This window comes from Mycobacteroides immunogenum (genome assembly GCF_001605725.1).
In the GTDB taxonomy this organism is placed as follows: domain Bacteria; phylum Actinomycetota; class Actinomycetes; order Mycobacteriales; family Mycobacteriaceae; genus Mycobacterium; species Mycobacterium immunogenum.
This window is the reverse complement of record NZ_CP011530.1, coordinates 1,899,439-1,925,955: the sequence shown is the minus strand read 5'-3', so window position 1 is coordinate 1,925,955 and position 26,517 is coordinate 1,899,439. Positions and strand designations below refer to the sequence as shown.

At 63.7% G+C, this 26,517-nt stretch carries 27 protein-coding genes, 1 tRNA gene and 4 pseudogenes; 4 read left to right on the top strand and 28 right to left on the bottom strand.

The window, feature by feature from the left end; genetic code table 11:
- Positions 1 to 235: 235 nt before the first annotated feature.
- Both ABG82_RS27640 and ABG82_RS28935 read left to right on the top strand, forming a co-directional pair.
- Positions 236 to 633, top strand: a pseudogene (locus ABG82_RS27640) (hypothetical protein); the annotation flags it as partial.
- A gap of 137 nt (positions 634 to 770) precedes the next feature.
- Positions 771 to 881, top strand: a pseudogene (locus ABG82_RS28935) (excalibur calcium-binding domain-containing protein); the annotation flags it as partial.
- Between the two features lie 28 nt (positions 882 to 909).
- Here ABG82_RS28935 and ABG82_RS28930 read toward each other — a convergent pair.
- Positions 910 to 1,074: pseudogene (locus ABG82_RS28930) on the bottom strand (tyrosine-type recombinase/integrase); the annotation flags it as partial.
- Between the two features lie 135 nt (positions 1,075 to 1,209).
- Positions 1,210 to 1,276, bottom strand: a tRNA-Asn gene (locus ABG82_RS09560).
- Between the two features lie 252 nt (positions 1,277 to 1,528).
- Here ABG82_RS09560 and ABG82_RS09555 point away from each other — a divergent pair.
- Together ABG82_RS09555 and ABG82_RS09550 are read left to right on the top strand one after the other, a co-directional pair.
- Positions 1,529 to 2,620 carry a tyrosine-type recombinase/integrase gene (locus tag ABG82_RS09555; RefSeq protein WP_234708086.1) on the top strand — a complete coding sequence of 364 codons (1,092 nt, stop codon included), beginning with the start codon at positions 1,529 to 1,531 and terminating at the stop codon, positions 2,618 to 2,620.
- A 95-nt stretch (positions 2,621 to 2,715) separates the two neighbouring features.
- Positions 2,716 to 3,381: pseudogene (locus ABG82_RS09550) on the top strand (DUF4241 domain-containing protein); the annotation flags it as partial.
- A 173-nt stretch (positions 3,382 to 3,554) separates the two neighbouring features.
- Here the strand turns inward: ABG82_RS09550 and ABG82_RS09545 are convergent.
- From ABG82_RS09545 to ABG82_RS09425, 26 genes are all read right to left on the bottom strand, one after another.
- Complete coding sequence (locus tag ABG82_RS09545; RefSeq protein ID WP_052511096.1) at positions 3,555 to 3,899, bottom strand: putative phage holin; 345 nt, start codon at positions 3,897 to 3,899, stop codon at positions 3,555 to 3,557.
- Positions 3,896 to 4,084, bottom strand: coding sequence for a DUF7620 family protein (locus ABG82_RS09540; RefSeq protein WP_043079588.1), 189 nt, complete (start codon positions 4,082 to 4,084; stop codon positions 3,896 to 3,898). Before ABG82_RS09540 ends, ABG82_RS09545 begins: the two co-directional genes overlap by 4 nt.
- Positions 4,081 to 4,329: a hypothetical protein gene (locus tag ABG82_RS09535; RefSeq protein WP_043079589.1), complete on the bottom strand. Its 249-nt coding sequence runs from the start codon at positions 4,327 to 4,329 to the stop codon at positions 4,081 to 4,083. Before ABG82_RS09535 ends, ABG82_RS09540 begins: the two co-directional genes overlap by 4 nt.
- A 17-nt stretch (positions 4,330 to 4,346) precedes the next feature.
- Entirely contained in the window at positions 4,347 to 4,553 is a 207-nt protein-coding gene (locus tag ABG82_RS09530; protein WP_043079590.1) for a hypothetical protein, read from the bottom strand.
- Between the two features lie 106 nt (positions 4,554 to 4,659).
- Positions 4,660 to 5,688 carry a hypothetical protein gene (locus tag ABG82_RS09525; protein ID WP_109475902.1) on the bottom strand — a complete coding sequence of 343 codons (1,029 nt, stop codon included), beginning with the start codon at positions 5,686 to 5,688 and terminating at the stop codon, positions 4,660 to 4,662.
- 1 nt (position 5,689) lies between these two features.
- Complete coding sequence (locus ABG82_RS28225; protein ID WP_157847534.1) at positions 5,690 to 6,925, bottom strand: N-acetylmuramoyl-L-alanine amidase; 1,236 nt, start codon at positions 6,923 to 6,925, stop codon at positions 5,690 to 5,692.
- Positions 6,922 to 7,191 carry a hypothetical protein gene (locus ABG82_RS09515; RefSeq protein ID WP_043079591.1) on the bottom strand — a complete coding sequence of 90 codons (270 nt, stop codon included), beginning with the start codon at positions 7,189 to 7,191 and terminating at the stop codon, positions 6,922 to 6,924. Before ABG82_RS09515 ends, ABG82_RS28225 begins: the two co-directional genes overlap by 4 nt.
- Positions 7,188 to 7,331: a hypothetical protein gene (locus tag ABG82_RS28580; protein ID WP_165589758.1), complete on the bottom strand. Its 144-nt coding sequence runs from the start codon at positions 7,329 to 7,331 to the stop codon at positions 7,188 to 7,190. The genes ABG82_RS09515 and ABG82_RS28580 overlap by 4 nt, the downstream gene beginning before the upstream one ends.
- Positions 7,332 to 7,338: 7 nt before the next feature.
- Complete coding sequence (locus tag ABG82_RS09510) at positions 7,339 to 7,602, bottom strand: hypothetical protein (RefSeq protein WP_201787713.1); 264 nt, start codon at positions 7,600 to 7,602, stop codon at positions 7,339 to 7,341.
- A 97-nt stretch (positions 7,603 to 7,699) separates the two neighbouring features.
- Positions 7,700 to 9,664, bottom strand: a complete 1,965-nt coding sequence (locus ABG82_RS09505) for a hypothetical protein (protein ID WP_235631181.1) — start codon at positions 9,662 to 9,664, stop codon at positions 7,700 to 7,702.
- On the bottom strand, positions 9,664 to 12,042 hold the full coding sequence (locus tag ABG82_RS09500; protein WP_052510895.1) for a glycine-rich domain-containing protein: 2,379 nt from the start codon (positions 12,040 to 12,042) through the stop codon (positions 9,664 to 9,666). Before ABG82_RS09500 ends, ABG82_RS09505 begins: the two co-directional genes overlap by 1 nt.
- Positions 12,039 to 12,446, bottom strand: coding sequence for a hypothetical protein (locus tag ABG82_RS09495; RefSeq protein WP_043075821.1), 408 nt, complete (start codon positions 12,444 to 12,446; stop codon positions 12,039 to 12,041). Before ABG82_RS09495 ends, ABG82_RS09500 begins: the two co-directional genes overlap by 4 nt.
- A complete protein-coding gene (locus ABG82_RS09490) occupies positions 12,439 to 13,410 on the bottom strand; it encodes an LtfC-like domain-containing protein (RefSeq protein WP_043075822.1) in 972 nt (323 codons plus the stop codon). Before ABG82_RS09490 ends, ABG82_RS09495 begins: the two co-directional genes overlap by 8 nt.
- A gap of 26 nt (positions 13,411 to 13,436) precedes the next feature.
- Entirely contained in the window at positions 13,437 to 15,152 is a 1,716-nt protein-coding gene (locus tag ABG82_RS09485; RefSeq protein ID WP_052510896.1) for a hypothetical protein, read from the bottom strand.
- On the bottom strand, positions 15,149 to 16,099 hold the full coding sequence (locus tag ABG82_RS09480; RefSeq protein ID WP_043075823.1) for a hypothetical protein: 951 nt from the start codon (positions 16,097 to 16,099) through the stop codon (positions 15,149 to 15,151). Before ABG82_RS09480 ends, ABG82_RS09485 begins: the two co-directional genes overlap by 4 nt.
- On the bottom strand, positions 16,096 to 21,069 hold the full coding sequence (locus tag ABG82_RS09475; protein WP_043075824.1) for a hypothetical protein: 4,974 nt from the start codon (positions 21,067 to 21,069) through the stop codon (positions 16,096 to 16,098). Before ABG82_RS09475 ends, ABG82_RS09480 begins: the two co-directional genes overlap by 4 nt.
- Before the next feature lie 3 nt (positions 21,070 to 21,072).
- Complete coding sequence (locus ABG82_RS09470) at positions 21,073 to 21,432, bottom strand: hypothetical protein (protein WP_043075825.1); 360 nt, start codon at positions 21,430 to 21,432, stop codon at positions 21,073 to 21,075.
- 56 nt (positions 21,433 to 21,488) lie between these two features.
- Positions 21,489 to 21,980 (bottom strand): hypothetical protein, encoded by a 492-nt coding sequence (locus ABG82_RS09465; protein ID WP_043075826.1) that lies wholly within the window; start codon positions 21,978 to 21,980, stop codon positions 21,489 to 21,491.
- 76 nt (positions 21,981 to 22,056) lie between these two features.
- Complete coding sequence (locus ABG82_RS09460; protein WP_043075827.1) at positions 22,057 to 22,983, bottom strand: Ig-like domain-containing protein; 927 nt, start codon at positions 22,981 to 22,983, stop codon at positions 22,057 to 22,059.
- A gap of 18 nt (positions 22,984 to 23,001) precedes the next feature.
- Positions 23,002 to 23,478: a phage tail termination protein gene (locus ABG82_RS09455; protein ID WP_043075828.1), complete on the bottom strand. Its 477-nt coding sequence runs from the start codon at positions 23,476 to 23,478 to the stop codon at positions 23,002 to 23,004.
- Positions 23,472 to 23,858: a hypothetical protein gene (locus ABG82_RS09450; RefSeq protein WP_043075829.1), complete on the bottom strand. Its 387-nt coding sequence runs from the start codon at positions 23,856 to 23,858 to the stop codon at positions 23,472 to 23,474. The genes ABG82_RS09455 and ABG82_RS09450 overlap by 7 nt, the downstream gene beginning before the upstream one ends.
- Before the next feature lie 2 nt (positions 23,859 to 23,860).
- Positions 23,861 to 24,184, bottom strand: a complete 324-nt coding sequence (locus ABG82_RS09445) for a hypothetical protein (RefSeq protein WP_043075830.1) — start codon at positions 24,182 to 24,184, stop codon at positions 23,861 to 23,863.
- Positions 24,175 to 24,597 carry a hypothetical protein gene (locus ABG82_RS09440; RefSeq protein ID WP_043075831.1) on the bottom strand — a complete coding sequence of 141 codons (423 nt, stop codon included), beginning with the start codon at positions 24,595 to 24,597 and terminating at the stop codon, positions 24,175 to 24,177. Before ABG82_RS09440 ends, ABG82_RS09445 begins: the two co-directional genes overlap by 10 nt.
- Positions 24,597 to 25,031, bottom strand: coding sequence for a hypothetical protein (locus ABG82_RS09435; protein ID WP_043075832.1), 435 nt, complete (start codon positions 25,029 to 25,031; stop codon positions 24,597 to 24,599). The genes ABG82_RS09440 and ABG82_RS09435 overlap by 1 nt, the downstream gene beginning before the upstream one ends.
- On the bottom strand, positions 25,031 to 26,089 hold the full coding sequence (locus ABG82_RS09430; RefSeq protein WP_043075833.1) for a major capsid protein: 1,059 nt from the start codon (positions 26,087 to 26,089) through the stop codon (positions 25,031 to 25,033). The genes ABG82_RS09435 and ABG82_RS09430 overlap by 1 nt, the downstream gene beginning before the upstream one ends.
- Before the next feature lie 14 nt (positions 26,090 to 26,103).
- The gene (locus tag ABG82_RS09425; RefSeq protein WP_052510897.1) at positions 26,104 to 26,517 is read right to left on the bottom strand and encodes a head decoration protein; all 414 of its coding nucleotides are present in this window, start codon (positions 26,515 to 26,517) and stop codon (positions 26,104 to 26,106) included.

The following is a 26,517-nucleotide window of genomic DNA, read 5'->3' as shown; positions in this document are numbered from 1 at the left end:
GGTTCGTAGCTAATCCGAAGTTTGGGCAGAGTTCTCCACACGTCACGGACACGCAAGTCGCCATGTAGCCGCAGGTTATCCACAAGTTCCATGCCCAACCCGGCCAACCGAACCCTATCAGCAAACACAAAAACCGTACAAACACCTGGACATTCACCGATTCAGTCAGTCATGATTCTCCCATCGGCTGCATGTGCACGCGGGGCGCAGCAAGTATTTGGAGGGCAAGCTACGCATGGTTATTAGTGATCGTTGGCGCATGTCACCAGGTTTGCGAAGGACCTCGACAGTAGTCGCCGTGGTAGCACTTGCCATCGGTGGAGCGAGGATAACCAGCGAGCACACAGTGCCTGGCAGCGGCTTTTCGTCAATCCAGACCGCCGCCGCAGATCCGACAGGCCCTACCGGCGGACCTAGCGGGCCCCGAACGGAATGAATGGATCCCAATTCCAGCCGCCAGGCTTGCCACCTCAGATGCCCGACTATCAGGGCGGTATCAACCAGCCACCGCTAGATCAGAACTCGGGAATCAGCATATACAACAGCGGTAATCCCCAAGCCCCACAGCAGGTTCCGGGGCAGCAAGCCGGACAGCAGCCCCAGCAGGCGCAACAGCCCGCTCATGCCAAACAGACGGAGCTCGACCCCGCCGGATGACACACAGCCGATGAAGCTGGCAACAGTGGTGCGCAGAAAGAGCTGCTCGAAAATGCCCGTCAGCTCCATCCCTTTCGGATAAAGTCCGCTGATCTAGATCAGGATCACGGGGAGGCGGAGACAATGAAGCTCACGCCGATGGCGCTTACAACATCAAGAAAGGCGACCCCGGCTACCGGCCAAAGCTAGACCGGGATAATGATGGGGTCGCCTGTGAGGGCTGAGAGATACCCGTTGACAATTTGAAAGCCGCGCGATGGCGTTGGCGGCAGCCCGGGCGCTGCGTCGGTCGAGATGCCCGTAAACATCGACGGTGGTCTAAATCGACCCGTGCGTGAGGTACTGCTTAACCACCAGCAGCGGAACGCCTGCCTGAATCAGCCATGACGCGCAGGTGTGGCGCATGCAGTGGATCCGCACCATTGACCGCCACTGGGCAACGCATTGAGGCGGACGATGTCCGCTCAGTTACGTGTGCCGGCATGGAGGCGCGGAGATGCGGTGCGTAATCGCTGTTGGCTACACCGCAAATCCGAAAAAACCGCTGAGCTGCTCCCCCGCTTGGACTCGAACCAAGAACCGTCCGATTAACAGTCGGATGCTATTGCCATTTCCCGGGTGTACGCTTGCCATATAACTGCAGGTCAAGATAGTTTCAGTGCTAGCACGAACTAGCAGGGACTTTTGAATCGTTGGCTACACCTGTGGCTACACCTAGAACGAAGGGGCAGATATGCCGACGCGTCGTAGCCAGGGAGACGGAAGCCTTTACCGGGCAGCAAATGGCCTTTGGCGGGCAGCCGTCACGCTCCCCTCGGTCGACGGAAAGCGTCGGCGCAAAGTGGTCTCGTCAGCGCAAAAGACCGTCGCCATGGCCAAATTGCGAACTCTGCGTAAGGAAGTCGCCGAGGGGCGCGCCACGGTGACCGGATCCACCACGGTCGGCCGATGGCTACGAAAGTGGATCGAAGAGATTCACGGACCCTCGCTGCGGCCTAAGGCATACACCGATTACGAGAGCATCATTCGCCTGCACATCACTCCAGCGATCGGCCACAAGCGCCTGGATGTGCTCACCGCAGAAGACGTGCGGGCGATGTACCGGGAAATGCAGAAGACCTCCACACGCACAGCAGCGCAGTCACACATCATCCTGCGCAAGGCAATTGGCGACGCCATGAAAGAGGGCATCCTCGGCAAAAACGTCACCGACGCGGTGGCCAAGCCGAAACACACCCCCACCCCGCCCGAACCTCTTGACGCCGAGCAGTGCAAGGCTCTGCTGCGCTCGTGTATTGACGCCGAGGATCCACTGGCGCCGCTATGGGCCACTGCATTCCTCACGGCCCCGAGGCCCGGTGAGCTGCTGGGCATCGAGCTCGATCGCACGGACCTAGATCACGGTATCTTCGAACTGTCCTGGCAACTCCAACAGCTCAATCGACAGAGACACGGGTGCGGCGATGGGACCGCTGACGGCTGGCCGTGCGGAAAGCTTCGCGCAGCAGCCTGCCCAAAGCGCCACTGGGACATGCCACCTGGCTTCGAATTCCGCCCTCTCTATCGGTCGTTAGTGTTGACTCGACCCAAGACCAAGACGGGCACCCGGATCGTCCCAATACCCGCTCCACTGTGGGCGATGCTCAATGTGCACGTCGAGAACATGATGGGCCCAAATCCGCACAACCTGCTGTGGCACCACCCCGACGGCAGACCCATCTCGCCGCGCGAACACCACACGCTCTGGAAGGCAGCACTGGACCGTGCCGGCCTCCCGGACGCTCCCCCGTACGTCAGCAGACACACCACGGCGACTCTGTTGTCCCAATCCGATGTGCCAGAAGAGATCCGCATGCAGATCATGGGCCAATCGTCGGTGGTGGCGCACCGCGGGTATGCGCACATCGACCAGACTCAGACACGCAAGGCTCTAGCCAATCTCGATCATCTGCTGCTGGCCTAGAGAAGTACATCGAAACCATGCTGTCCCAGTATGGTTTCGAGCTTGAAGCTGCCGAAGGCTCGCGCAACGCTCACGCGTAGGATTTGATCGTCCCTATGGATGTCGCCCACTTCGCCCCCTGGTCCATCTCATCTGCCCTATGCCGGAACGTCGAGTTGGGCCGGATTGAGGTTTCATCAGGCCGGTTGGCGATTCGCGATCTATACGACCTAGACCGGCCGCAAGTGACTCTGATGATCACACCGGGAAACTATCGGGTGTGGTCCACGGAACTCGACATCCACGCAAAGCCCAGAACACCCCTCTTCCGACCTGCCTATCTGTCGATTCAGCTGTCGGACACACCACCAACCTGTCTCGGCTCACCCGATGATCTCTACACCGAACTCGTTCCGCCGTATGGAATTAGCGTCTGGGTAGATCTAGGCATGATCCTCATCCATGACGCTGAGTCCTTGTTGTCGGCCGACGACATGGAAGCTCTGGATATGAACTGGGGGGGAGCCTGGGAAAGCGATCGGGACTACTCTGAGGTCTTCACCTCAGTCGGGTCCAAGATCATCACCTGCAAAACAGTGATCGAGAAGAACCGTTGTCCGGTTGTGGCGAGTTACGACGATTCCGGCCAGCCGGTCGCCATCCATGTGGACTTCGGAGTCCTTGCCGCCGCGCAAGCAACGCTCCGTACCTCAGAGAGTCGCGCACAGCGATGGGGCGCCGTCGCTGGGCGGATGTTTCCCCGGCTGTTCCGTCAGCGATGAACGGCTACGAATGGGACTACCGGAAGCGGCACGGAGAGTCCGTATCCTGCACCACGAGCAAGTCTCGCGAGGGGCAGGATGTTGCAAAACAGGCTGACCGGCTCCTCTAAACGCCGGAAGTGCCTCCGTCCTGGTTGAAAGTTCAGGACGGAGGCGCTTGGCGTCTGTGCGGTCTATCGGTTCTGCAGCCGCACCAGCGCCAACGTCAGCCGAACGAGAGTCACTGCGAGAGTGGCGTAGAGCACGTCCCGGATCTCGCCGCGATATGGGTATCCATCGCCCCACCATGTGCCCACCGAGTTCTGGGTCAGCACCAGGGACAGGGCAAGTGTGAACGCGACCAGCATGCGGCCGACGTGCCGTGCCCACCACGGCGAACGGGCCAGGTAGAGCAAGGCGAACGCCCAAGATGCACATGCGGCGAGCAGCAGGAGCAGATCGCCGGCCGTCTCAGCGGGAACCCAGATCAACGGCGTGAGTGCGAGCATGGCCACTGGGACGATCGTTCTGATAATCACGTTGCGTACCTCCTCCGCATGCTCCGTTCGATGGCCTCGGCGAAGTGGTTGCGTTCCAGTAGTTCATCGGCGCGCGCCGCCAGCGCCTCGGCGTGGGCAAGATCGGCGCGCGCTTCGTGACGGATGACGCGCGCCTCCTCGAGCCCGGGATGTTCTGCGCGCTGGTAGCGCCGCAGCCACTTCATGGCGTCCCCTGACCGATGGCCTCCACTACCGCGACACCCAGCCGACTAGATTCAGCCAGCTTGGCGATGGCAGCCTTGTCATCCTTGTGCGCGGCAGTCAGCAGCTCGATCTGTTGATCCTTGACGGCAAGCAGTCGATCAACCTGTGGCTTCGGGATGAGTCGGCCCGTGAAGACCATAATCAGGACACCGCCTAGCAAGATCGCCCAGAGGTAGTCGTCTGGGCTATTGAGTAGCACCGACATAGGGCCCACCGCGGTTATCACTGGTTATCGGTAGGCCCGGAGCGCCGGTCCTGAATGAGCTTGGTTGTGGACAGGGTTGCCGTAATCAACCCGGCGCCCGCTGTGAACCACTGCAAAGCGCCGGCGCTTTCCAGCTTCCCGAGCGCCACGAGCACCACTACGGATATGAAGATGGTCAACAGGCAGGCGGCGTGCACAACCAGGCGTACGTTCTCGTTGGGCATGGCGGTAGTCCTTTCGGGGGTTGTGGATAGCCGATTCGGTGAATTCGGCTGTTGGGCTTACGGTGTGCGGAGTCCCTGCGCGCTCTCCTCGCGCGGGGGCCGGCGATCAGCCAGTACGGAACCAATCGAGCACTGGATCGAGGTCATAGGTTCCGTGCGCTTCAAGATGTGCGATGCCCATGAAGGTGCGCACAATCGCCCAGACGATGTCGATAAGTCCGTCGAACGGGTCGGTGAACAGGTCCATGATTCGGGCCACGATGGATGCGGGGCCGCCGATCCAGGAGTTGGTGGTGATGATCTTGGCGATTGCGGTCATGTTCGCGCCGGCCTCGTCGAGTTTGTTCTCGGCGTACCAGTCGCCGGTGCGGGCATGTTCTTGCCACTTCCCCGCTAGCTCGGGGTATTTCGTGAAGTCGAAGTGCCAGTCCATGATGCCCTGCGTGTCGGACTTGGGCGGGTCGGGAACCCAAGGGGCACACTGGTTGATGAGCCGGTTGGGGTTTCCGAAGGCGATACCCTTGCGGAAATCCTTGAGCCGGTAATGCAATCGCCCAGTGATGGGCAATACATCCTTCTCCATGACCTCGCACACCACCATGGCGCCCTGGCTGAAACCGGCGATATCCCAGGGGGTGCCGACTGGGAACGCAAGGCCGTCATCAAACACCTTGGAGTCCAAGCGTTCCACCAGTGCCGCGCGGCCGGACGGGTTATTGAACGGTAGCGAGGTGTTGTCGTACCCGGTCGGACGCCATACAACGCGCCCTTCCTTCTCCAGCGTCGAGGCCACGAAAGCACAGGGGCCCACGAACATATCGGACATGTGGCCTTCGACAGTGAAGAACGCGGGCCGGATCGGCGGCACGACTTCCAGTAATCCCATGTGTTTCTTGGTGGCCCAATCGAAGGCCGAGCTGCTCGGGTCAAGGTCGGGCCCAGGCTTGCGTCCCGTGACCACCTCGGCATGCCGATTCACTTTGAACTGGCGCTGCGCCGCCAGATAGTCGGCGTCAATGACCTCGCTGCTTGTGCCTTTGAGCTTGGCGCCATAGCTGAACCGGGACAGGTACTTACGTGCGGCAGGCAGTAGCGGGTCGCGTTCACCGATCTCATCGGGTGGTGTCCATGCCATGTCAGGCACCGACCTTTCGCACGATCGCGGCCAGGCCGGCGCGCAGCGTGCGGCGCTGCCCTTGCGCGTTGCGGCCCAGGTCACCGTCTTCACCCCAGATATCGAGACCGGGGCCCTGCTGTGCTGCCATGTACTCCAGCAGCTCGCGGTCGGTGTAGTCGCCCGGGAACACCTTGGCGGGAGGCGTACTGGGGGCGGTCGGTGACATGAACGACCGCACGCGCCGAAGGAACTCGTCCATGGGGAACCCGTTGCCGGGGTCGGTGTGGCCGCCCCCGCGCGCTCCGAAGTCGCGGTGTCCGACGACGCCCTTGGGCAGCACCGGCCACCCGGACACACCGCCGTCGCCGGCATAGACCGCCGGGATGCCGAACTGTAGGCAGGCCGCCGCGACGGCCTTGGCGCCGCGGGTGAGCATGGCGTCCTCATTGAGGCCGTCGCTGGCGTCAGTCTCCAGCCACTTACCGGCCAGCCATTCAGCGAAGCTGCCCGCGAAGCAGATGTGCACCGCGATAGCGTTGGCCGCCGCCGCCGACCATGGCGCCTCGGCGACGGGCACGATCTCGATCGTGTCTTTGTCGTCGACGGCGAGGTTGTAGGAGACGGGGTTGTCGGGCTGCGTCTTCCAGCTGTTGTTGCAGAAGTCGGCCAGCGATATCGCACTCGCCTTGGCCTGCTGGGTGTGCAGAACTACATAGGCCGTCGAGCCGCGCGGACCATCGCTGTTGCCGGTAGCGTCGTCGGGGGTGTTCGGGTTGAACCCGTGCATCACCTGCGTGATGCCGTAGTCGAATTGTGTTGCGGGCACGGTGGTATTCCCTCCAGTGGCGGGCCAGTACTTGTCGAGGTAGGGAGTGACGGTCGCGATGCGGGACTTGATTTCGGTGAGGTAGGCGCGCCGGCCGTGCTCGTACCAGTACTGCGCGCTGGGCCAGTTCGGGGCCTGCTGTAACCAGCAGATGTTCAGCCAGATATCCCCGCAGCCTGGAGATGCGCGTTTCTGGTCGAGCTTGTCGAAAAACGCCTTTATCTGCGCCCCTGCACCGTCACACCTGTTGGGGTAACTGCCATCCTGTTGCGCAACGCCGTACGTAGTGCCGGTGGGATCCCAGACTGTTTCGTCCCACCCCGACTCCTGGTAGAGCGCCGACATCTCGGCCAGGCATTCGTCACGGGTGTGTCCACGGCGCTTGGCCTCGCCGATGATGATTTGGGCCACTTGATCTTCGGTGGTCATGGACGGCCCCCGAGCAGGTTGGTGACCCATGAGGTCGGGATGACGCCGTTCAGTAGCGGGAAGCGGGCGGCCATCTTGCCCACCAGACCATCAAGCAGCTTGTCGTCCAGCGTGCCTGGTATCTGATCGGTGATGCGGTCGATCGCGCCGTCGATCCGCTCGATGAGCCGGGCCTCGATCCGGTCCAGCGCGGCGCCGATCCTCTGGTCGACCTTCTCGGCGATGGCCGCGATGAACTTGTCCTCCAGCTGTTCAATCCATTTCATCGCGTGTACTTCCGTTCGATGCGGGGATCGATTTCCTGGCCGTAGGACGAGAGCTGGTCGGAGGCCCACCAACCGAGGCGAAATGCGGCGGCAAAGACGGCGAGGTAGAAACCTGCGTGCCGGATCAATTGGTTACGCACCGCGATCTCACAGCTTGAATATCTTGTTGGTGCCGGTGTCCCACGCAATGTTGATGTCGCCGCCGTTGGGAGAGACAGGAAGACCGGTTGCGGTGTCGATGTACGCGATCAGCGGGGACGTACCGACGGTGCCGGTGTCCTTGTAGATCACCATCGCCTCCACGCTCGCGCCACTGACCGCCGAGAAGGTCGACCAGAGGATCGGCGCCGCGCTGGACCGGATCGAGGCCCGGCTCATCGAGCGGATCGACGGCGCGATCGACCGCATCACCGATCAGATACCAGGCACGCTGGACGACAAGCTGCTTGATGGTCTGGTGGGCAAGATGGCCGCCCGCTTCCCGCTACTGAACGGCGTCATCCCGACCTCATGGGTCACCAACCTGCTCGGCCGGGCAGATGATCCTGCAAATACTGGCCAGTGCAGCGGCCCCCACGGGCACCGAGGGCGGCACAACGCTGGTCGTTTCCTCAGCTGGCCAAGTGTTCTGGTCGATCAACATCGCCCTGGAATCAACAACATTCAAGCTGTGAGATCGCGGTGCGTAACCAATTGATCCGGCACGCAGGTTTCTACCTCGCCGTCTTTGCCGCCGCATTTCGCCTCGGTTGGTGGAGGTGTTGGCCAGCTTGAATGTTGTTGATTCCAGGGCGATGTTGATCGACCAGAACACTTGGCCCGCTGAGGAAACAACCAGCGTTGTGCCGCCCTCGATGCCCGTGGGGGCAGCCGAGCTGGCCAGTATTTGCAGGATCATCTGCCCGGCCGAGCAGGTGACGGCCTGTGTGGGTTGCGAGCTGGTGCCCGATGTTTTGGTGACGGTTCCCGACGGGCTGGTGACACCGGAGACCGCGACGCCGCCGCTGCGGCTCCATCCGCTACCGGATGTCACAACGGAAACCGTCTTGAGGCCAGCTGAACTCATCGCCGCCGCGCTGCGGTAGATCTTGATGTACGCCGCCCCCGAGCCCGACGACCATGGCGCGGTGTCGATGAGCGTCATCGCCGAACCGTCACAGGTCACCGACGACGGGTCGCCGGCACGGTCCTGAATCACCGGAACATAGACGTATTCTCCGGCGGCGGCGTAGATATCGAATGTTGTTGTCGTGGCGCCCAATACGCTGGTGGAGCCGTAGCTGTAACCGGCGCGCACCCCACCCGGTGCGCTGGTGCGCAGCGGCACCGCGATCGAGGCCCAGGCACGGGAGCTGCTCAACGTGCCGGTGAACGCCGTGGAAGCGTCCGAGTCTCGGATCGACTGAATGCAGAATCCCGCGTTATCGAGGTAGCGGCTCACACCACCTGTCAAGCTCGACAGGGTGGCGCCGGCGTCCCCGGTCGTGATGGCTTGCACCGTGCGGCTGTTGGTCGGGACCGCCACCGAATGCGAGAACGATGTCCCAGTACCAGCGGCCGCGGTGGCGGGGTCGAACCCGGCCGCGCCCGAATATGACACCGCGACCGCTTGGCCCCACGGTGCCGGGCTGGTGCCTCGGGTGATGTTGACCGTTGCACTACCCGAAGGCGCGCCCCGGATGATGTAGGCCGCGATGACAACACCGCCCGAAAGCTCTTGCCCTGCGCAGATCATCGGCAGATTGCTCGGCCCGTACGTTGCCTTGTAGAAGTCGGTGGCACCCGAGGATGCCCCGAGCATGGCGAATACGAGCACATCATCGCCCGCGTTCGGGCTGATGGTGCATGTCAGCGGTGTGCCGTTGTTTTCGCTGCCCACGCCCTGCGTGTTGTAGTAGATGGTCGCCGTTTGCGTGAGCGCCACCGCGCCGAACGCTTCACCCGAGGCGATACCAGCCGGGGCGACGCCGACCGCGCCCCGGCCCGCTGCGGCTGTTCCGAACGCCTCGGCTGAGGCGATACCCGCGGCGGTCAAGGCCATGTTCACCTTCGGATTCCCGAAAGCCTCCGCAGACGCAATAGAACTCGGGGCTACACGTTGACCGACTGCTGCCAAGCCGATCGCCTCGGCCGATCCAATGCCGGCCGGCGCGATGGTGACCGGCCCCACCGCAACTGCGGGAGCACCGACCGATTCGGCCGACAGGATGCCCGCTGGGGAAACTCTGAGTCCGACCTGCGGTGACCCGAATGCCTCGCCTGAGGAGATACCGCCGGCCACGACGTCCTGCGGGTAGGTGATCAGCTGCGTGCCGAATACTTCCGCCGACGGGATTCCGGATGGCCGCAACGTCAAGGGCCCTCGGTCTATCTCGGGCACCCCGAACGCTTCACCCGAGGCGATGCCAGGCACCGACGCCCGGAACCGCCCGTACCATTTGCCGCCCGTTCGCGCTGCCACTGGAGTTGTCATCACACCGCCCTTATCGCCACGAATCCGGGTCCGCCATTGCGGCCCCCCGCGGCGTTGCCGAATGTGCCGCCGTGGCCACCGCCACCGCCGCCGCCCGGTCCTATGCCGAGTTGATCCATCGCGGCGTTGGCGCCGCCGATGAACAGCCGGCCCCCGAACGCGAAGTTCCCCGGCCCATAGCCGACCGGGTCACGGTTGAAGAATCCGCCGTACGCCAGTCGGCCACCATCGCCAAACTGGCTTTCCAATAGCCACGATTGGACATCGGCGCCCAGTGGTGTGTACCCGATAAGCGGTCTGATGCCAGCTTGTCGGTAGTTGAAGCCGCCACCAGCCCCCCCATCGGATTCACGACTGGAGGCGCCCAGGCCCGGACCGCCCGGCCGAATGCTGAGCGTCGTGACGCTCCACGGGATATCGACACCACGCTCAATCCGCCGGCCGACCCACTGCCCCGGAGAGCCACCCTCGCCCGGCTTGTTGAACCCGCCATCTCCGCCACCACCGCCGCCACCGGGCGAGCAGCCGACAAGGTCAAGGAATCGACTATCACTTGAGATGGTGTGGTCCTGTATCGCATCCGTGAGCGTGTAATCAGTCCACGCCGAGGTGAGCAACTGTTCACCGAGCGCACCCCACACCGGCGTCAGCTCAACCGACGCGCCCACGGTCGCGGGCAGCGCCGACAATGAGGCGCCGCCATCCTGCGTGAAGAACAGCGGAACGGCCTGCACAGCTTCCAGCGCCGACGGCATAGCGGGCGTCGTCAACATCGGCGCCGCAGTGCCGCCAACCTGAAGCACGCCGATGAATGTTGTCTCGCCACGGTCGGAAACGAATCCAGTGCCAGGGGCCGGGAACGTCTGCACCTTCGAGGCCGACACGTTCACCTTCTGGTTGCCGAAGTCAGTGTCGAGCACGATGTAACCGCCGTGGTCGATGCGGTACAGGCCGATGTACAAGGCAGTCATCGTGTTGGCGGTCAGTCCAACCTTCACCGCGCGGTAGGTGCGCGATATCTCGCTGGTGATCGGGATCAGCACCAGCTTGCCCAGGGGTGGGGTAAATGTGCTCTGCGCGTTGATGATCGGGAATGACACGTCATCGTGGGTGCCGGTCGACAACCAACGAGGTGTGCGGCGTGGGGTGTTGATCAGATCAGCGGCGTAGATTGCCTGCGCTTGGGCATCGTCTGCGGTTTGCTTGAGCTTGCTCGTAGCGGTGTGCACATCGGTCGGCGTCTTACCGGTGGCACTTCCACCGAAGACACCGTTCCAGAACGAATCCCACGTGTTCTGTATGTCTTCAGCGAGGTCTTGGCCGCCCTCGATAAGACTCTCAACGATGTTGGGGGCCATCTTGTTTGACTTGTAACTCGAAATATCCGAGAACCACACCGACCCGGACTGCGCGCCCGCATCAAGGGTGATGATCGGCGCAGCCTGCGCCACACCATTCGGCACGACCCAACCTGTGGTCGCGATAGCCTGCCACGACGCCGAGGCGCTCGAGGGTTGAACTTGGCCAGTGATGACGTCCGGCAGCGCATTCCCCGCAGCGTCCCAGGTGGCGAACCCGACCTTGATCGGGTTAGTGCCCGGTGTTGCGGTTACTCCCGACCATTTGGTCGCTGCGGGGAACTTCACTACCTGCTTGGGGGCTACGTCGAATATCTCGCCACGCACCGACTGCCACGTGCCGTTGCCCGCCATCTTCCCCGACAGTCCCGACGCACTGCCCGCCGTGTTGGGATCCCACGAAAGGAACGGATTGCCCGCGATGCTATCCCCCGTGAGGAATTGGCCAGCGCCCCTTGTTAAGTCGTCAATAACATCGGCAATCCAAGAGACAGGAATTAGACCGTTAAAGAACTGGACAGCGGCCTTGCCGATCGCTGTGAGGATAGATCCAGGGTTGGACAGATCGATACCCAGCAGGGCGTTGCGGATGCCAAGGGCCCATGTGCCAAGGTCAGATTCGTCGCCGTCCTCGACGCCGGTGATGAGTTCGATGAGGTCATCGAGGATCGGGACCTTTTTGAGCTCGGCGAGGATGCGTTCGATGTTCTCGTGCGGGTCGGCGCTGATCAGCCAGGACTGTGGATTGATGCCAAGCAGACGTGCCGCAAGGGACGCGATGATCGCCAAGCTGATGGACACAGGTTGTCCGGGAGTGCCCCGCAGCATCAGTCCGCCGAATGCCGCGTCGGAGGCGCCCTTCCAGCCCTGCGATGCCTTGATGTCCGATTTGAGGCGACCCTCGATCGCGGCCTGCAGACGCTGCTGCAAGTCGGCGACGGTGTCGCCGTGGGAGTTATCGCCGGTGATGCCGAAGCGTGCGTTCGGGTTGATCGATCCGGGTCCGCCAGGGGTTGTCACTCAAAGTCCTGCGGGCGCGACTGGGCGATCTGCTCTTCGGTGCGCTTGATCATGTCGGGGAACTGTGCGCGGATTTCGGCAATCAGGAGCTGCTTATCCTTCTCGGTCTGAGCGGCTTCCATCTTGTCGGCGAGCTCGGCCAGGCTGGGTTGAACCTGCCCCATGCTGCGCAGCAGCGCGATGGGGTCGGTGGTCGTGGCCGCCTTACTCACCAGCCGCTGGGGTGCGTGGTTGCCCCAGTTCGACGGTCCTTCGGTCTCCAGGGTTTTGGTGGCCAGCTCGGGGTGGATGCGCACTCCCAGGCTGTAGAGGCCATTGGCCACAGGTCCGCGCGCGGGCGCGGCCAGGAACCACAGCGCCTTGGCCAGCTGTTCGCACTGCTGGGCTTGCTCGAGATCAGGCATTGTCCAGCGCCTCCCATCCGGTCACCTGGGGTCCGGTGACATTGACGATGATCAGATCGCCTCCGTCCCAGACGAACCCGGCGTAGCGATAGCCCGGGCCATGGGGCACTAGGTCCGCGGTGTCCTGCCAGGACGCCATGGGAGTGGTGTCGCTGCCCTTGCGCACCAGGAGCGTCTTGGTGAGGTTGGAATACTCGATCCAGTAGTCGTTCCCGTTGACCACGGTGTGGTTCACCGCGGTGCCCTGGTAGGTCATCTCCGTCGGCGAGCTCCCGACCGCGAGGTGAATCCGGTTGTTCAGGCCAATGATGGGATCGGTCTCGAACTGCACCGCCAAATAGCTGGTGAACCATTTGTCGGCGCACACCACCACGCTGGTCTTGCCAGCGTTGGGGTTGAGCAGTCGGACATGGATTTTGACCGAGTCAGAGCCGAACGGCTCGTGGTACCGCATGGCGGCCTTGCCCTGGGAGAAGAACGCGACATCCGGCCCGACGCCGTTAGGTAGCGACTGTGCGGAGTTGTCCCACACCTTGACTCGGCCATAGATGGGCTCCCACACCGAGCGCAGCCCCAGGATCGGGAAGTAGTCCTGGAACTTGCGCGGTGTCGAGGAGATGGTGCTCGCCGGAGCGTCGAAGAACTGGGCTTCTTTGCGGATCACCTTGCCGTGCCGGATCATCAGTGGGCCGTCGGCCGTGTCGAGGAAAATCTCGAAGTTGGCACCTGCCGGGATGGGATCCATGACTACCGGGGCAGCCATGAAGTTGATCATCTCGGCGCTCACGGTGCCATCGACCGTCAGGAGCACTCCGCCGGCGGTGTCGTAGAAGACCGCGCGGGCGCTCGCGCCGTCAGGCCAGGGCATGTTCCATTCGGCCACCAAGGGTGGTGACCAGTCCCAGGGCTGGGGCTTCCAGATACTTCCGCGCGAGAGCACGAGCGCGGTTGTGAGGTTCTGCATTTAATCCCCTTGTCCTACTGCCATTTTCAGGACACCAGATGAAAACCGATGTCGGCGATGCGGTCCAGTGCGTTCTTGAGCATTTGCGAGAACCGCTCCCCCGTGCTCAGCGAGGCCTTGTTCTGGCCGCACTTCATCACGAACTCGCTCTTGCCGCTGTCATCGCCAGAGAGGATCTGTTCCTCGATCTGGTTGACGAACATCATGTCGATGCCCAGGCGTTGAAGTGCGCCTGCGCTGGAGGCCACTCGGTCTTTCATTTGTGCGTGCACGCCGGGTAGTACCCAGGTGGATTCATCGATGACCATGGTGTGGCTGGTCTCGGCTTCGGTGGCCTTGAACAGGCCGCGCATCGCCGCCACGGCGGCCAGGCTCCATGCGTTCTGCTCGGCGCCGGAGTTGTACACCTCGAACAGGTGGGCCCAGCCCAGATTGGTTGCACGGCTGGTGTTCTTCCACTCATCCCAGGCCAGGATGGTGCCCACCAGGAACGGCATGATGACATCGCTAGCGATATCCCCGAGCGAGTCGAAGCCGCCGAGAAAGAAGAAACCAATCAGGTTCCCCGTGGCCTCGATCAGCAGCTTCACGATCGCGTCGGCGGTCGGGTTGTCACCGCCGACCACCCCGCTGACCGCGGTGGCCGGTGAGTGGTTGACGACCGATTGCAGGTCGTTCCACCAGGAGTCACGGATCGCCAATGCTGGTGCGGTGGCGAAGTTACCGAGGAACCCGGACTGCCAGTACTCATCTGGGTAGAGCGTTTCGTCGTCGCTGACCTGCTCGAAGCTGTCCTCTACGAACCCCGCACCCCACTGGATCACCGATCGCGCCAAGCCGCCGGCGGCATTGCCGTTGACGAATGTTCCACCAGGCAGGGCGAACCCGGAGCGGTCGAAGACCTCGAAGACCAGTGCGCCGTTGGCCACGGGCTGACCGAACATGTCGGTACCCATCTCACCTTCGGCGGTGAAGTAGCGACGGTAGTCCAGGCACAGCTGACCGTCATCAAGGGCTGCGGCGATTACCGAATCAAGGGTGTTCATCCGGTAGGCGACGACATTCCACAGCGACGAATCGGTGATGAACGGCTTGCACTTGATGTGCACCTGCCAGTTGCGGCAGTCCAGCGGCTGGGTCCAGCCTTCGATATGCCACGGGTCGTCGGGTAAATGGTAGATCGGAGCCTGGTTGCGAATGAGGTTGAGCAGGAACACTGTTGAGATGGACCAGACCCCAGGGGCGAAAATGAAACCGTCCCTGGGAAATTGGAAGACCGGGATCGGTAGGGCTGGGTTCGGCGGTGCGAGAATGAACTGGGGGTACTGCATGTCGTCGTTGAAGAACGCCGATAGGTAGTCCACACCGTTTCGGGTCTCGACCTTCCAGTGGTGCATGAAACCGGTCCAGCGCCACTTGCCGCCGAACTTGTCGACGCGGATGATGATGTTCTTGCACTCGTTCGGGTTATTCGGCACCGAGGCAATGAATTTCGCGATGTAGTGGGTAGCACGCAGCTCGAAATACCCCGAGGCCGAGACGTTGCCTTTCTTGGGGAACTGATACTTGGTGGGCTCCATGATGTGGATGCGGCCAACGAAAATCAGTCCGGGCTTGCCGGTCGGATCGTTCTTGTAGATCGAGACCTCGGTCTGCGCGCGCTGCAGCGCCTTGCGGTCGGATCTGATCTGCGTGCACGTGGCACGCGACTGCCTCAGCCGCGCGGCAAGAGCTGTGCTCACACGATCCTCGGCGTGCTGAATGGCTCGTCATACCAACGCGGCAAGGTCAGCTCCACGCGGGCGCCCGCGGGATTGGTGACGTTCGCGCGCACGATGCATCCGGGATTGTCACTGCCCTGCCCCTCGGAGGACCCGGCGCCCGGCGCGATCGGATACTCGAAGTCCTTGCCCGCGTTGCGGCCTGCGAATTGGGTCTCCAGGCTGGTGACGAAGGTCTCCAGGTCGGGGCGGGTGTAGATCTGCAAGTCCTCGAGGTCCATCAGCTGCGCCAACGGCATGGTCTTGCCCAGATCGGCGATGCCGCGTCCGTAAGCCTGGCTGCCGAACGAGTAGTCCGGGAGCTGGTACTTGGCCCCGCCGGTCAGGTCCCATTCCGGCCAGATGTCCACCGGGCACGGGTTGTAGAACGGCAGCTTGAACCAGTAGTTGCCCGGAGTGTCGGTCTCCCACGCGAACCGTTCGGAGGCGCCGACGTAGAACGGCAGCTCGCAGGCCGTGGTCATGACGACTGAGCCGTAGGCGAACAGCTTGGGGTCCTTGCCCTCAAAGCTCTGCGCGGTGAACGGCTTTGGGGTATCAAGATTGCGGATGCCCAGGCGACGTTCGCCGTCGAACGAGGTGTAGACGATGGACGCTTCCAGGGCTGGGGAGAACATCGCCTTCCACCGCGCATAGATCAGGTGCCACAGGTCCTCGCTCTGGTCCACCATCGTCCCGGTTTCGGGGTTCATGATGTGCACCGTCCACACCACGTCACGGCGCTTGGGCTTCCAGGACTGGAAGAACTGTCCGAATCCGTAACTGCCCCAGTTGGTTTGGATCGGCATGTCGTACAGGCCAGTCGAGCCGGGCGCGAGCTCGGGGCCCCAGGAGAACCCCGGCGGGGAGATGCGGCAGAAGTCGCCGTTGACCCCGATGATATCGATGATGTCGGTTTGGCGCCTCATGGCTTGTTCGCCAGTCGTGATTGTGCGTCCACTTTTTCCTTCAACTCCAGCTGATCCATCGCCGAGCGCAGTTCGTAATTGCCTGAGACGTTGTAGGTGGGTGAGTAGACGGGCGCGGTGATCGGTGCGTTCTGCACCGGGCGCAGCAGCTCCCCGTAGGCGCGGTCGGCGGTGCCGTTCGATCCGGGCACCGAGCCGACCAGCAGTGAGGAACCGACGTTGGCCACGTTTTTCGCGATCTTGCCCGCTTGCTGTATGCCGCCGGCGACCATGGAGGAAGCCAGGGCGCCCCCTGCTCCCCCACCCATGCCCATCGATCCGCCGGCCGCCGCCGCCGAGATCGCGGTCGACGCCAGGTTGGCCAAAGTCGATGCGGTGGAGTCAATGGCCTTGTCGATGGCGGGCAGATTGTGGTTCAGACTCGAGGGCGCCGCACCCACAGTGCCCGGTGCGAACGTCGGGCCCTGCTGCTGCGTCGGCGCCTGCTCGGGTGCGGATTCTGGCGGCTGCAACGTACTTGGGCTCGCCGGCGCAGCTGGTGCCGCCGACGGAGGAGGTGATGAGCCCGGCTTCTGTGCGGGGTTATGCGGCTGGATGCCAGCACCGCCGGTGCTGATACCGCCCTGCGCTCCGCTCATGGGTGGCTGCGGCGGTGTGGGACGAGCGGAGCTGACCATTTCGATGGCCTTGGAGGCGGTGTTCCACTGCTGGGCGTTGAGTACCGGCTCGGGGGCGTTGGTCTTGTTCACCACCGTCTGTAGACCGGGCTGCAGCCAGCCACCGATGTCATATAGGCCGGGTACTGACCCCTTGGCGTCCGAGGACACGGGTAGGTGCCATTGCAACGCGAAGTCTGTTGCGCCCTTGGCTGCTCCGCCGTACTGGGTGGCATCGGCCGCGCCCCCGGACTCGACCTTGACGCCATTGGGCAGCGTGAGCGCCATGTGTGAGTTGGGTCCGCCGCCGCCGCGCATGACGCCGATGTTCAGCTCGCCGGACTTGTATCCGGGGATGAATCCCAGTGCGGCGAAATCGGACTCGGTGGTGAAGTAGCGCTGTCCTTGTGGCAGCCCCTTGGTCGCGGCGTAGATGGCCGAGGCGATGCCCGAGCAGTCATAGCCGCCGGGGCCACCCTCGTATTGCGCGGCACCGACTCCGCCGTAGACGTACTTCTGGCCTACGGCGTGCTGCTGGGCGTACTGGATGCCGCGTAGCGCCGCGGGGCTCAAGGTGCCATCGGCGCCCGGGATTGCAAGCCCGGTGGCCGACGGTAGTTGCAGGGCGCCAGCATTCGCACTGTCGATGACGGCCTGAACGCCTGCGTCGGCCTGGCCGCCACCGCCGCCGAGCTTGTCCAGGTAGAACTGGGCGGTGCGCTGCGCAGCCTGGTTGTAGGGGTTGTTCTGCGACAAGATTGAGCCGTCCAGGCCCAGGCCACTCAGTGCGCCCTGGATCAGTGTGGATGCGCCCCGGAAGGCAATGTTCTGCGGCTGAATCTTGTCCGGCGCTCCCGCGAACGGGTTCCAGGTGGACATGTCCTGACCAGGCTTGGGCAGCCACGGCATCCAGGACTCCAGCGTGGGCATGGTGAAATTGCCGCCGGTCGGAATGGACAGTCCCAGGCCGGGGATCTGGACGCTTTGACCACCCTTGCCGCCGCCAAGGCTTCCGAGCGCGCCGGTGACGTTGTTGACCGGTCCCTGGATGCCGTCGACTGCCTTGCCGACCGCCGAGAGCAGGCCGCCACCCTGGGGTGCGGGCGCGATCGGCGCCACGGGGGCCGCGCCGGGCAAGGGGCCAGCCACGATGGGGTTGCCGTCCGGGCCGACAAATCCGCCTTGGTCGTATTTCGGCAGCAGCAGGCTGGAGTCGACGATGCCGGTGTTCAGCGCATGCAGGAACGGCGCTGGTACCGCGGCGGTGCCGCGCTCGCTGACGACGAACTCTTTCTTGTGGACCTCGGCGACGTGGCCACCGGTGGGCCCCGTTCCGGTGTGCCCGGGAGTGAAGCCACCCTTGGCGTAGGTCAGGCGGCGGGCGTCCTCGGGGGAGAGCCGGTAGGTCCACTTGTCCTGATTGGGCGGAACGCCCTGTGTAGCTTGCGATTGCTCACTGAGGCCCATGCCCGCGTTCGGGCCGATGGTCGACACGATCGTGGTGGTAGTGCCATCTGAGTTGACCACCGCACCTGGGAATTGCTGGGCGAATTCAGGCTTGAGACGCGGTTGTGGCGTGGCGGCCGCCTGGGCGGCTTGGGCCTGACTCACCGCTCCCCCGGCGCCGCTGCGCTCGAAGTTCAAGCGCTGGCCCAGCAGTGAAGCCAGGAACGCCGGGTCACCCGAGCCCAGAGCTTCCACCTGGCTCTGTAGCGTGCCGAGTTGGACGATGTTCTGGCCCAACTCCTTTGCGTTGGTGACCTTCTCCAGCGCCCCTGGTACGCCCAGCCAGGCGTCGATGATGGTGTTCTCATCGATGCCTTGCAGCTTGCCTTCGCCGGGCTTGAGGCCTTGGCTCTTGATGAAGTCCTGCACCGCGGGGCGGACCTTGTCGCGGATCGGGCCCATGATCTGGTCGTACTGAGCACCCCCGCCCGGCAGAGCCGCGGTGATGACGTCGCGCTGATCAGTACCGCCTAGGCCTAGGAGTTTGGCGGCATTGAGGGCATCTCCTCCCAGGCCCTTGCCGGGGCCGCCTTCGACGTTCTGGAGCTTGTCTGCCAAGGCCTTTCGTGTGGCGGTGCCGGTGAGGTTGGTGACCGCCTCCAAGGTGCCGATCAGGCTCTTGGCCTCTTCGTTCACGGACTTGATGTGCTCGGCGGCGTTGTCCATGTCTTGAGTGATGCGAGTGACGAACTGTGCCACGAGCGGTATGCCGGCGGTGACCAGTAGTGACAGCGGGCCGCCGGCGGCGGAGATTCCGGCGAGCACCCGGGAGAAGCGGCGTACCCCGCCGCGCTCGCTGCCCGCCGCGGTGAAACGTTCGTCGACGGCATCCATGCCGCGGGTGATGCGGTCTCGGGTACCGGAGAATCCGGTCCCGACCTCGGTCAGGCCCCGCGATAGTGCGCCAAGGGAATTGGTGACGCCACCAACCAAGGGTGGGACGGTTTTCCAGATCAGGAAGGCCAGCGCGATGTCCTTGACCAGCTGCGGGTGCTCGCCAAGGATCTGGGAGACGGGGCGCAGTACTCCCATGACGACACCGGAGCCTTCTTGGGCTGCCGAGACGACGCCGCCGATGATTCCAGGCAGGTCGCGCAGGATCGGCGCCCATTTGTCGAGCTCGGCGCGGGCATCGGCGAAGAACTTGCGCAGCTGGTCCTGCCCCTTGGTGGAGTTCAGGAAATCCGATAGGCGCTTGGTGTTCTGTTCGAGGGTTCCTAGAAGTCCGCCGCCGCCAGCGGCTTTGGTCAGTGCGGTGAAGATGCCGCCGATGTTGAGCAAGGTGTTGCCCATGCTGGTGAAGCCGTCGATGCCTTCGTCGATCCACTTGGCCAGCCGGCCGTCCTTGTCGGCTTCGGTGATGAAGTGATCGAAGCGGTCGGCTACCTTGCCGATGCCGTCGGCGATGCGCGGCAGGGCATCTGAGGAGCCGCCGGTCAGCGTTTCGATCGAGTGCACGATCGGGTCGATCGCGGCGGTGAAGCGCTTCTGCGCCTCGCCAGTGTTGCCCAGGATGCGATCAAGCAGGCCCTGGGACTGTGTGGAGCCCAGTGACCGGAACAGCTGCACGAAGTTCGCGTTGATGCCGGTGGCCACGTTGGTGAGCCCGCGGTCCAGGACCGGCAGATCATTGTCGACCAGGGTCTTGATCTCATCGGATAGGCCGGCGAACAGCGCCTGCTGTACATCGGTGCGTAGCCCGCGGAACTGCTCGCGCATACCGACGAGCGTCTTAACGAACTGGGCGGCGTTGGGCGCCAAGTTATCCAGCGCGGCAGCGGCTGCCACCGTCGATGCGATGGAGGCCGCTTGAGCCTGCTGGGTGCCCTGATGTGCGCGCACCAGGCGTTCCTGGGCGTCCACCACCAGATCGGAGTTCTCTACGCCCTTGGCGTTGACGTCGTTGGCCTTGTCCTGCAACGCGGCGTTGCGGGCCCGGGTTTCCATAACGCGCTGGTCGGCTTCGACCACGCGCAGTTGGGCTTCCTGGTAGTCCAGGGCATCTCGGTACTGTCCAGATTGCAGGTCGCGGCGGGCGCGCTGCGCCGACAGGACGGCCTGGGCCTCACTGATCCGGCCGCCGCGCAGCTCCAGGTTCAGATCTTGCAGCTGTTGGCGGGCGTCCTTGCGGGCTTGTGCGACATCTCGTTGCGCGCGTGCCTCGTCATAGACGGCATTACGCAGCGCGTTGGCCGCTGCGGCGGCCTGCGCGGACTGTTGGGCTCCGTCGGCGCCGAACTTGCCCGCGGCGTCGGCCGCCGCGCTGTAGGCGTCCTTGACTCCCGACAGGCCCATGGCCAGTGCGCCGACCGAGGACGCGACGCCGCCGAGAATGCCCGGCACCGCGATGCCCGACTGGGCGACCTGCTGCAGCGCGCCAGCTAGCGACACCAGGCCGGTGGCCGCCGACGGCAACAGTGATAGGCCCGCCGCGCCGACGTTCCAGGTGAGCGCGCTGCCCAGGGATCCGTGGGTGACACTGCGGCGCAGGTCTTCAATCTCGCGGCGAGCACCACGGGTGTCCGCGTCCACCCGGACGACGAGCCGGTTGGCCTCCTGCTCGGTGCGGAAGCGCCGCATGTCGGCCTGGGCCTGCCCCAATGAAGCATCGACACCGACGCGGATGTTGTTGCGTTCCTGGATGTCCCGGAATCGCTCGATGTCGGCGCGTGCTTGCGCGGTGGCGGCGTTGACGTTGACCGTGAACTCGGCGCGGATCTTGCGCATGTCCGCTTCGAGCTTGCCCTTGAACTCGGAGGCATCAGGGACTACCCGTAGCTTGGCTTCACCGGCTGAGTACTCGGTCACGTATCAGGTCACCTCCTCGTCATAGCCCAGGGCCGCATCCATGCGCCGGTCGCTGTAGGCCTTCTGGCGTTCTTTGGCCTCATCGATCGGCGTCTTGGGCCCCTCTATGCGAGGAAGCCCATTGACGCGGCGAATGTCGTTACGTAGTCCCGTGATTGCCGCCACCAGCGCTGAATGGCCCTCCAGGGGAGGGCGGTATGGCTCTTTGGACTTTCCGGCTTCCTCGTACTGCTTCATGAGCGCACCGAGGTGGCGTGGGTCCTTGAGTTGCGCCGCCTGCAGGTACGTGCCGTCTTCGTTCGCGAATTTCGTGCAGATGTTGGCGAACTGCCGCCACGACTTGAGTCCGCGAAAGTAGTCCATGGCGTCCCAGCCGATGCCGGCGAAGTCTTTTTCGATTGCGTCCCAGTACCAGTCGACTAGCTCAAGGACGCGGGCCCTAAAGGGGCTGCCTCCGTGCGGGGGTCATGTCCGCAGGTCGGGCAAACACCTTCGGCATCGGGCTCTTTGGGCCACATATGCGCCTTGTAGTCGGTGACGAAGGCGTTCCAGTACTCGTTGCTCTGTCCGGTGAAGAACTCCTGCACCTCGTGATACTTGCCGTTGAAGAACGCATCGTTGTAGTCCTCAACAGCCTTTTCCGACATCTCACGCACCGAGGTGAAGTTGTCCATGGTGAACTGGTCGGGCTGGGCCAGCATCGCCTGGGTCATCGCATTGGCCACAGCCATGCGGTAGTGGGCGTCGTTGAGTTTGTCCGCCATGGGCTTTGAGGGCGGGTCGATGATCAGTTCATCGGCGATCTGGTAGGGCTGGGGTGCGTCAACTTCTTGGATCAGTTCGAGGTAGCGCCCGGATGCCGCCCTGGTCTTGGCGGCCGCACGCGCGGGGGTCTTCTTTGGTCCTGCCATTTGGACTGCCTTTCAGATATGCTAAAGGCCACCCACCCCAACCATTTTCGGTTCAGGTGGGTGGCCTTGTGGGCGGTTAGGAGACGGTCGCCGCGCAGGCGGCCGAGAAGCCGCCGTAGCTGGCCGCAACGTTGGCGGTTCCGGCCGCCACCGCGGTGATCAGGCCGAGTGCATCGACCGTGGCCTTGGCGGTCGCATCGCTCTGGTAGGTCGCCAGCGCTGTGCGGTCCAGGCCGTTGGAGTCCACCACCTTGAGCTGCTTGGTGTGACCGGCCCCGTTCGCGACAGTCAGGGTCGCGGTGCTCGGGGTGACGGTGATGCCCGTGATCGGCGGGTAGAGCCCACCGGTGTCGGTGGCCGCCATCAGATCCTGGAATCCCTCGCCGCAGATACCGAAGATCACGGGCAGGCCGACGGTGGGGTCGGACTGAAAGTTCAGGCCGACGCCGTGAGTGATCACGTTGCCGTCCTCGTGGGCGTTGATGTCGTCACGATCGCCCACGTTGGTCTTGTTGGCGATCCAGTACATCCAGATGTCCTTGCCGTTGAACGAGTCCCAGGCCAGCAGGACCGCACGCCACAAGATGTTGGCAGGCAGCTCGGGGATACCGATGGTGATACCGCCCTTGGCAGACGGCGCCGAGACTGCTGACGGCAGGAAGCCCCACGCGTTCTGCAGGTTGACGAGCTTCATCTCCTGCGGCGTATAGGTGATGCCCTTCTTGGCATCGGTGGGCAGCTGCCGGGTGGGCGAGCCCTTGCCGGCTGACATCACGTCGCTGATGTTGGGCTTGTTGGACAGCTTGACGCCGGCCTTCTTTTCGTAGTTGCCGACCGAGACGAATCGCGATCCGGCACCGATCTTGGTCTTGTCGATGCCGCCGTTGGTGACATCTTCGAGGGAGGTCAGGGGCGCGGTCCCCACGTAGGGAGCCAGGAAGACCCGGCTGTCGCAACCGGCGAGTTCCAGGTCGGACTGACCCAGCTGGAAATCAATGGACATGGTGATTCACCTTTCGGTTTAGAGGCCGAGGGCCTGTCGGTAATTCGGAAGACCCTTCGGCTTCCAGGTGTGCAGCACGAAGGTTGAAGGGACGAGGCGTTCGTCCCTGATGGGTTCCGGGATAGACTGCGGGCCAACGATTTCTCCCTCGCAGCCCAGCTTGTGTGGGGTTCCCGGAACTATCGCGACGGCCTCCATGAACGGCTCTAGCACGCCACTGCGGACGAACTCGATGAGCCCATAGGAGATGTCGCGAGACTTGGTGAGCGCGGCGAACTGCACTACTGGCTCGTCGCGCTTCTCGTTGAGATTGATGCGCCCGCCAATGCGGCGCACCCGCAGGAATTCGACACCGTCCTGGATCTGCTCCAGGGCGTTGGCAGGAAGCCAGTACTCGACTTTGACATCGCCCAGCCAGGGCTGGATGAGTGACTTGGCGAGCAGCTTCTCGACGTCGGGGTATCCGCCCTTCCACCACGGCGGGAAACTCACCACTGGTGGAGCTCCTCGAGTACCCAGTTCAGGTCACGGGCACCGGGGTGTTCATCGATCGGGATCTCGCCGGCCAGCCGCGCTGCGTCGTTCTGGCCGTGCCGTTCCTCGGTACCGAACTCATGCGAGGCGGCGTAATCCACTATGCCCAGCGGTCCTTGGCCGCCGACGGTCAGGTCCGCGACGAGACGGTCTTCCTCGATGCCGCCGCGGTGCACGGAGGTGCGCGCCGAGGCCGCCAACGCGTTGCTTCGTTTGGCGACCTTGGCCTGGTACAGCATCTGGGCGGTGTGGATGACCGCCTCGAGGCTGCGGCGCATCTGGGTGCCGTTGAGGGCGTTGGTGATCGCCGGATTGGGCGCCGGATCGAGCGTGACATCCACGGTCAGCCTCCCCTGCGGATCTTGTACCGGGCCCAGCCGAAGTCAGCCCCGGTCATGCAGTGATTGCGGTTGCCGGTCGGAGCGCCGACCACACCGAAGATCCCCTGCGGGAGCGGGACTTCGTCGCCCACCCTGAGGTCGCTGCCGCGGCGTACGCGCAGAACCCCGTTCTGTACGAACCGTTTTCCCTGAGAGTCCAGGAGCACCTGGGGTTCATCGAGGAAAGCCACGACATCGATCGGTGGCAGCGGTGCGCGGGTGTTGTTCGCTTCGTCGACTACCCGGGTGGGGATGACCGTTTGGTAGTCGCTGATGTTCAGCGGCATGGCGGCGACCAGGGTGCGATTACCGCAGTGCCGAAGCGTGGACGTTTCGTTTTGAGTCGCACCGAGGCGAGTTCGTCGTCGGTGAACGCGATCTTGCCGCGGTAGGCGTCGCGGGAGTAGGAGCGCGACATGGTGTCCTGCTCCATGGTCTGTGACACCTGGCTGGCCCCGTCCGGGTTGCGGTACAGGTCCAGCACCTTGTCAGCGACCAGGCGTTTGACCTGACGTAGCCGGTCTGGGGCGATCTCGACGACCGGAACACGCAGCGACGGAACGCGGGCCATGAGTTCGGCCTCGACGTCCTCGATGCGCAGTTGAACCCAGCCCTCCCGGTCCGCGGGGAACGTCCCCTCGAACCGGGAGGTCACGTCACTGACCGAGGCGAACTTCGCCGGGGCCACTGGGTCTGCCATCAGACTGCGACGCCCGCCTGACGGCAAGCCTCGATGATCTGATCGCGCTTCCAGTCATCCTGGACTGCAACGCCGCTGGCGCTGGCGTAGTCGGCCCACGCGTCCCTGCCTGAACCAACCCCGGCGTGCGGCGGCGCAGTCAGTGCAATCGGTGCCGGCGCCGCAGTGCCACCCTGATCGCCAGCGTCCGGGGAGGTGTCGCCCGGGTTCTCCGGCGTAGCCCCCTCACTGGCCGCAGCGGGATCGCTCGATGTCGGCTGACCGTCATCACCCGCGGCAGGGTCTTCCCCTTCGTCCGCCGGTTCGGCAACGAAAGCACGAGGATTGGTGACCAGTGCGACCACCCACGCCGGCACCTGCTGGCCTGGCAGGAACGAGTGGAAGGTGCCCTCGGCATCCTGCACGCACAGCGCGTACTGTCCGACGATCGCCATCAGGCCACCGTCGCTACGAGGATCTTGCGCGGGTCAGTCAGTGTCGGCAGCACCACACCATCGACGTAGGTGGTCTTGCGGAACGGCGGTGCTTCCTCGCGCACCAGGATGCCGATCAGCCCGGCGGCGACCTCGACCTGAACGTTGTTGGCGTTCAGCTCCAGTGAGGTCGTTGGGACTCCCCACCCTGTGTGGCCCAAAGTGCTCAGGTCGGCCGGCAGGAACGCCAGTTTATTGGTGGCGAACGCAGGGGTGGTGACACCGTCCACGTCGAAGCTCGAGGCATAGATCGATCCGCCCGGCTGTCCGTCGGTGGGCACGATGAACGGCGGAATACCGAAACCGCCCAGGAAGGTGTTGATCTCGGTGATCGACACCCAGGTGGCACCGGTGTTGGCGCCCTTGATCGCGTTGATCAACTGGACGTTCTGCATGAGGTGCTGAACCACCGCGGTGGAGGTCTTGAACTGGCCATGCGGAGCGCCGTTCACGCCCGCGTAGATGCCGGTCCAGCCGATCAGGTCGGTCAGCGGTGTCGAGGTGGCGTGATTGGACCAGAGGGTGGCCGGCGTGACGAGCTGCCCGGCGGGGATGCCGTAGTCGACCTGCTGCTGGACACCATTCTCGTTGATGGTGAGCACTCCATCGGTGAGCACGTCGCCCCAGGCAAGCTCGACACGGTTCTGCGCGTATCGCGTCAGGTTCTCCAGGTCGTTGTAGATCGCGTCCACCAGAACGCTCTGGATGGTGCCGCCGTAGCGGGCCATCTCGATCTGGCGCCGTTCGTACTCGCCAACCGAGAGCTGGCCGCCCAGGGGCAGCATGCGCACACGCTTCTCAGATCCGGTGTCGCGCGGTGCGATCCAGAACGAGCCGTCCCAGTTGCGGAACTTGGCGGCACGGTTGGTCTTGGTGATGGTCGCGAAGTCGATCTCGTCGCTGTCGTACTGCTTGCTGGGCATCATCTGCGTGAACTGGTTGTTCGACGGCAGCGGGATGCTCTGTACGAACGCGATGGTGTCTTCGAGCGGCAGTGGGCCGTCCAGGAATAGAGCCATTGGTCAGCCTCCTCTCAGGCCTCGTAGCGGATGGTGGGGGTGTCGGCCTTGCCGTTGGCATCGACCGCGCCGGCTCCGGAGGAGAACGGCAGCTTGGATACCGAGACGGCGCCCGAGACAACGGCTCCGGTACCGACCTTGGTGGCGACCGTGCCGTTCTGGCGGACCGCACGCACGTCGCCGTAGGTGTAGCCGTACAGCGTCTGGGTGCCGTCGGACTTGGTGTCGTCGTACGGACCGAACAGTCCACCGGAGGTCAGCTTGCCGATCGCGGTGCCCGAGGGGATGTACCCGTTCGGGTAGTGGGTGCCCTGCGTGAACTTCGAGATGTCCAAGGTCACGTTGGGCTTGTAGTCGGGCTCGTCCAGGAGCCACTGACGATTGCCGACCTGGTAGGTCGTTGTCTGCATCGAGATGTCAGTAGACAT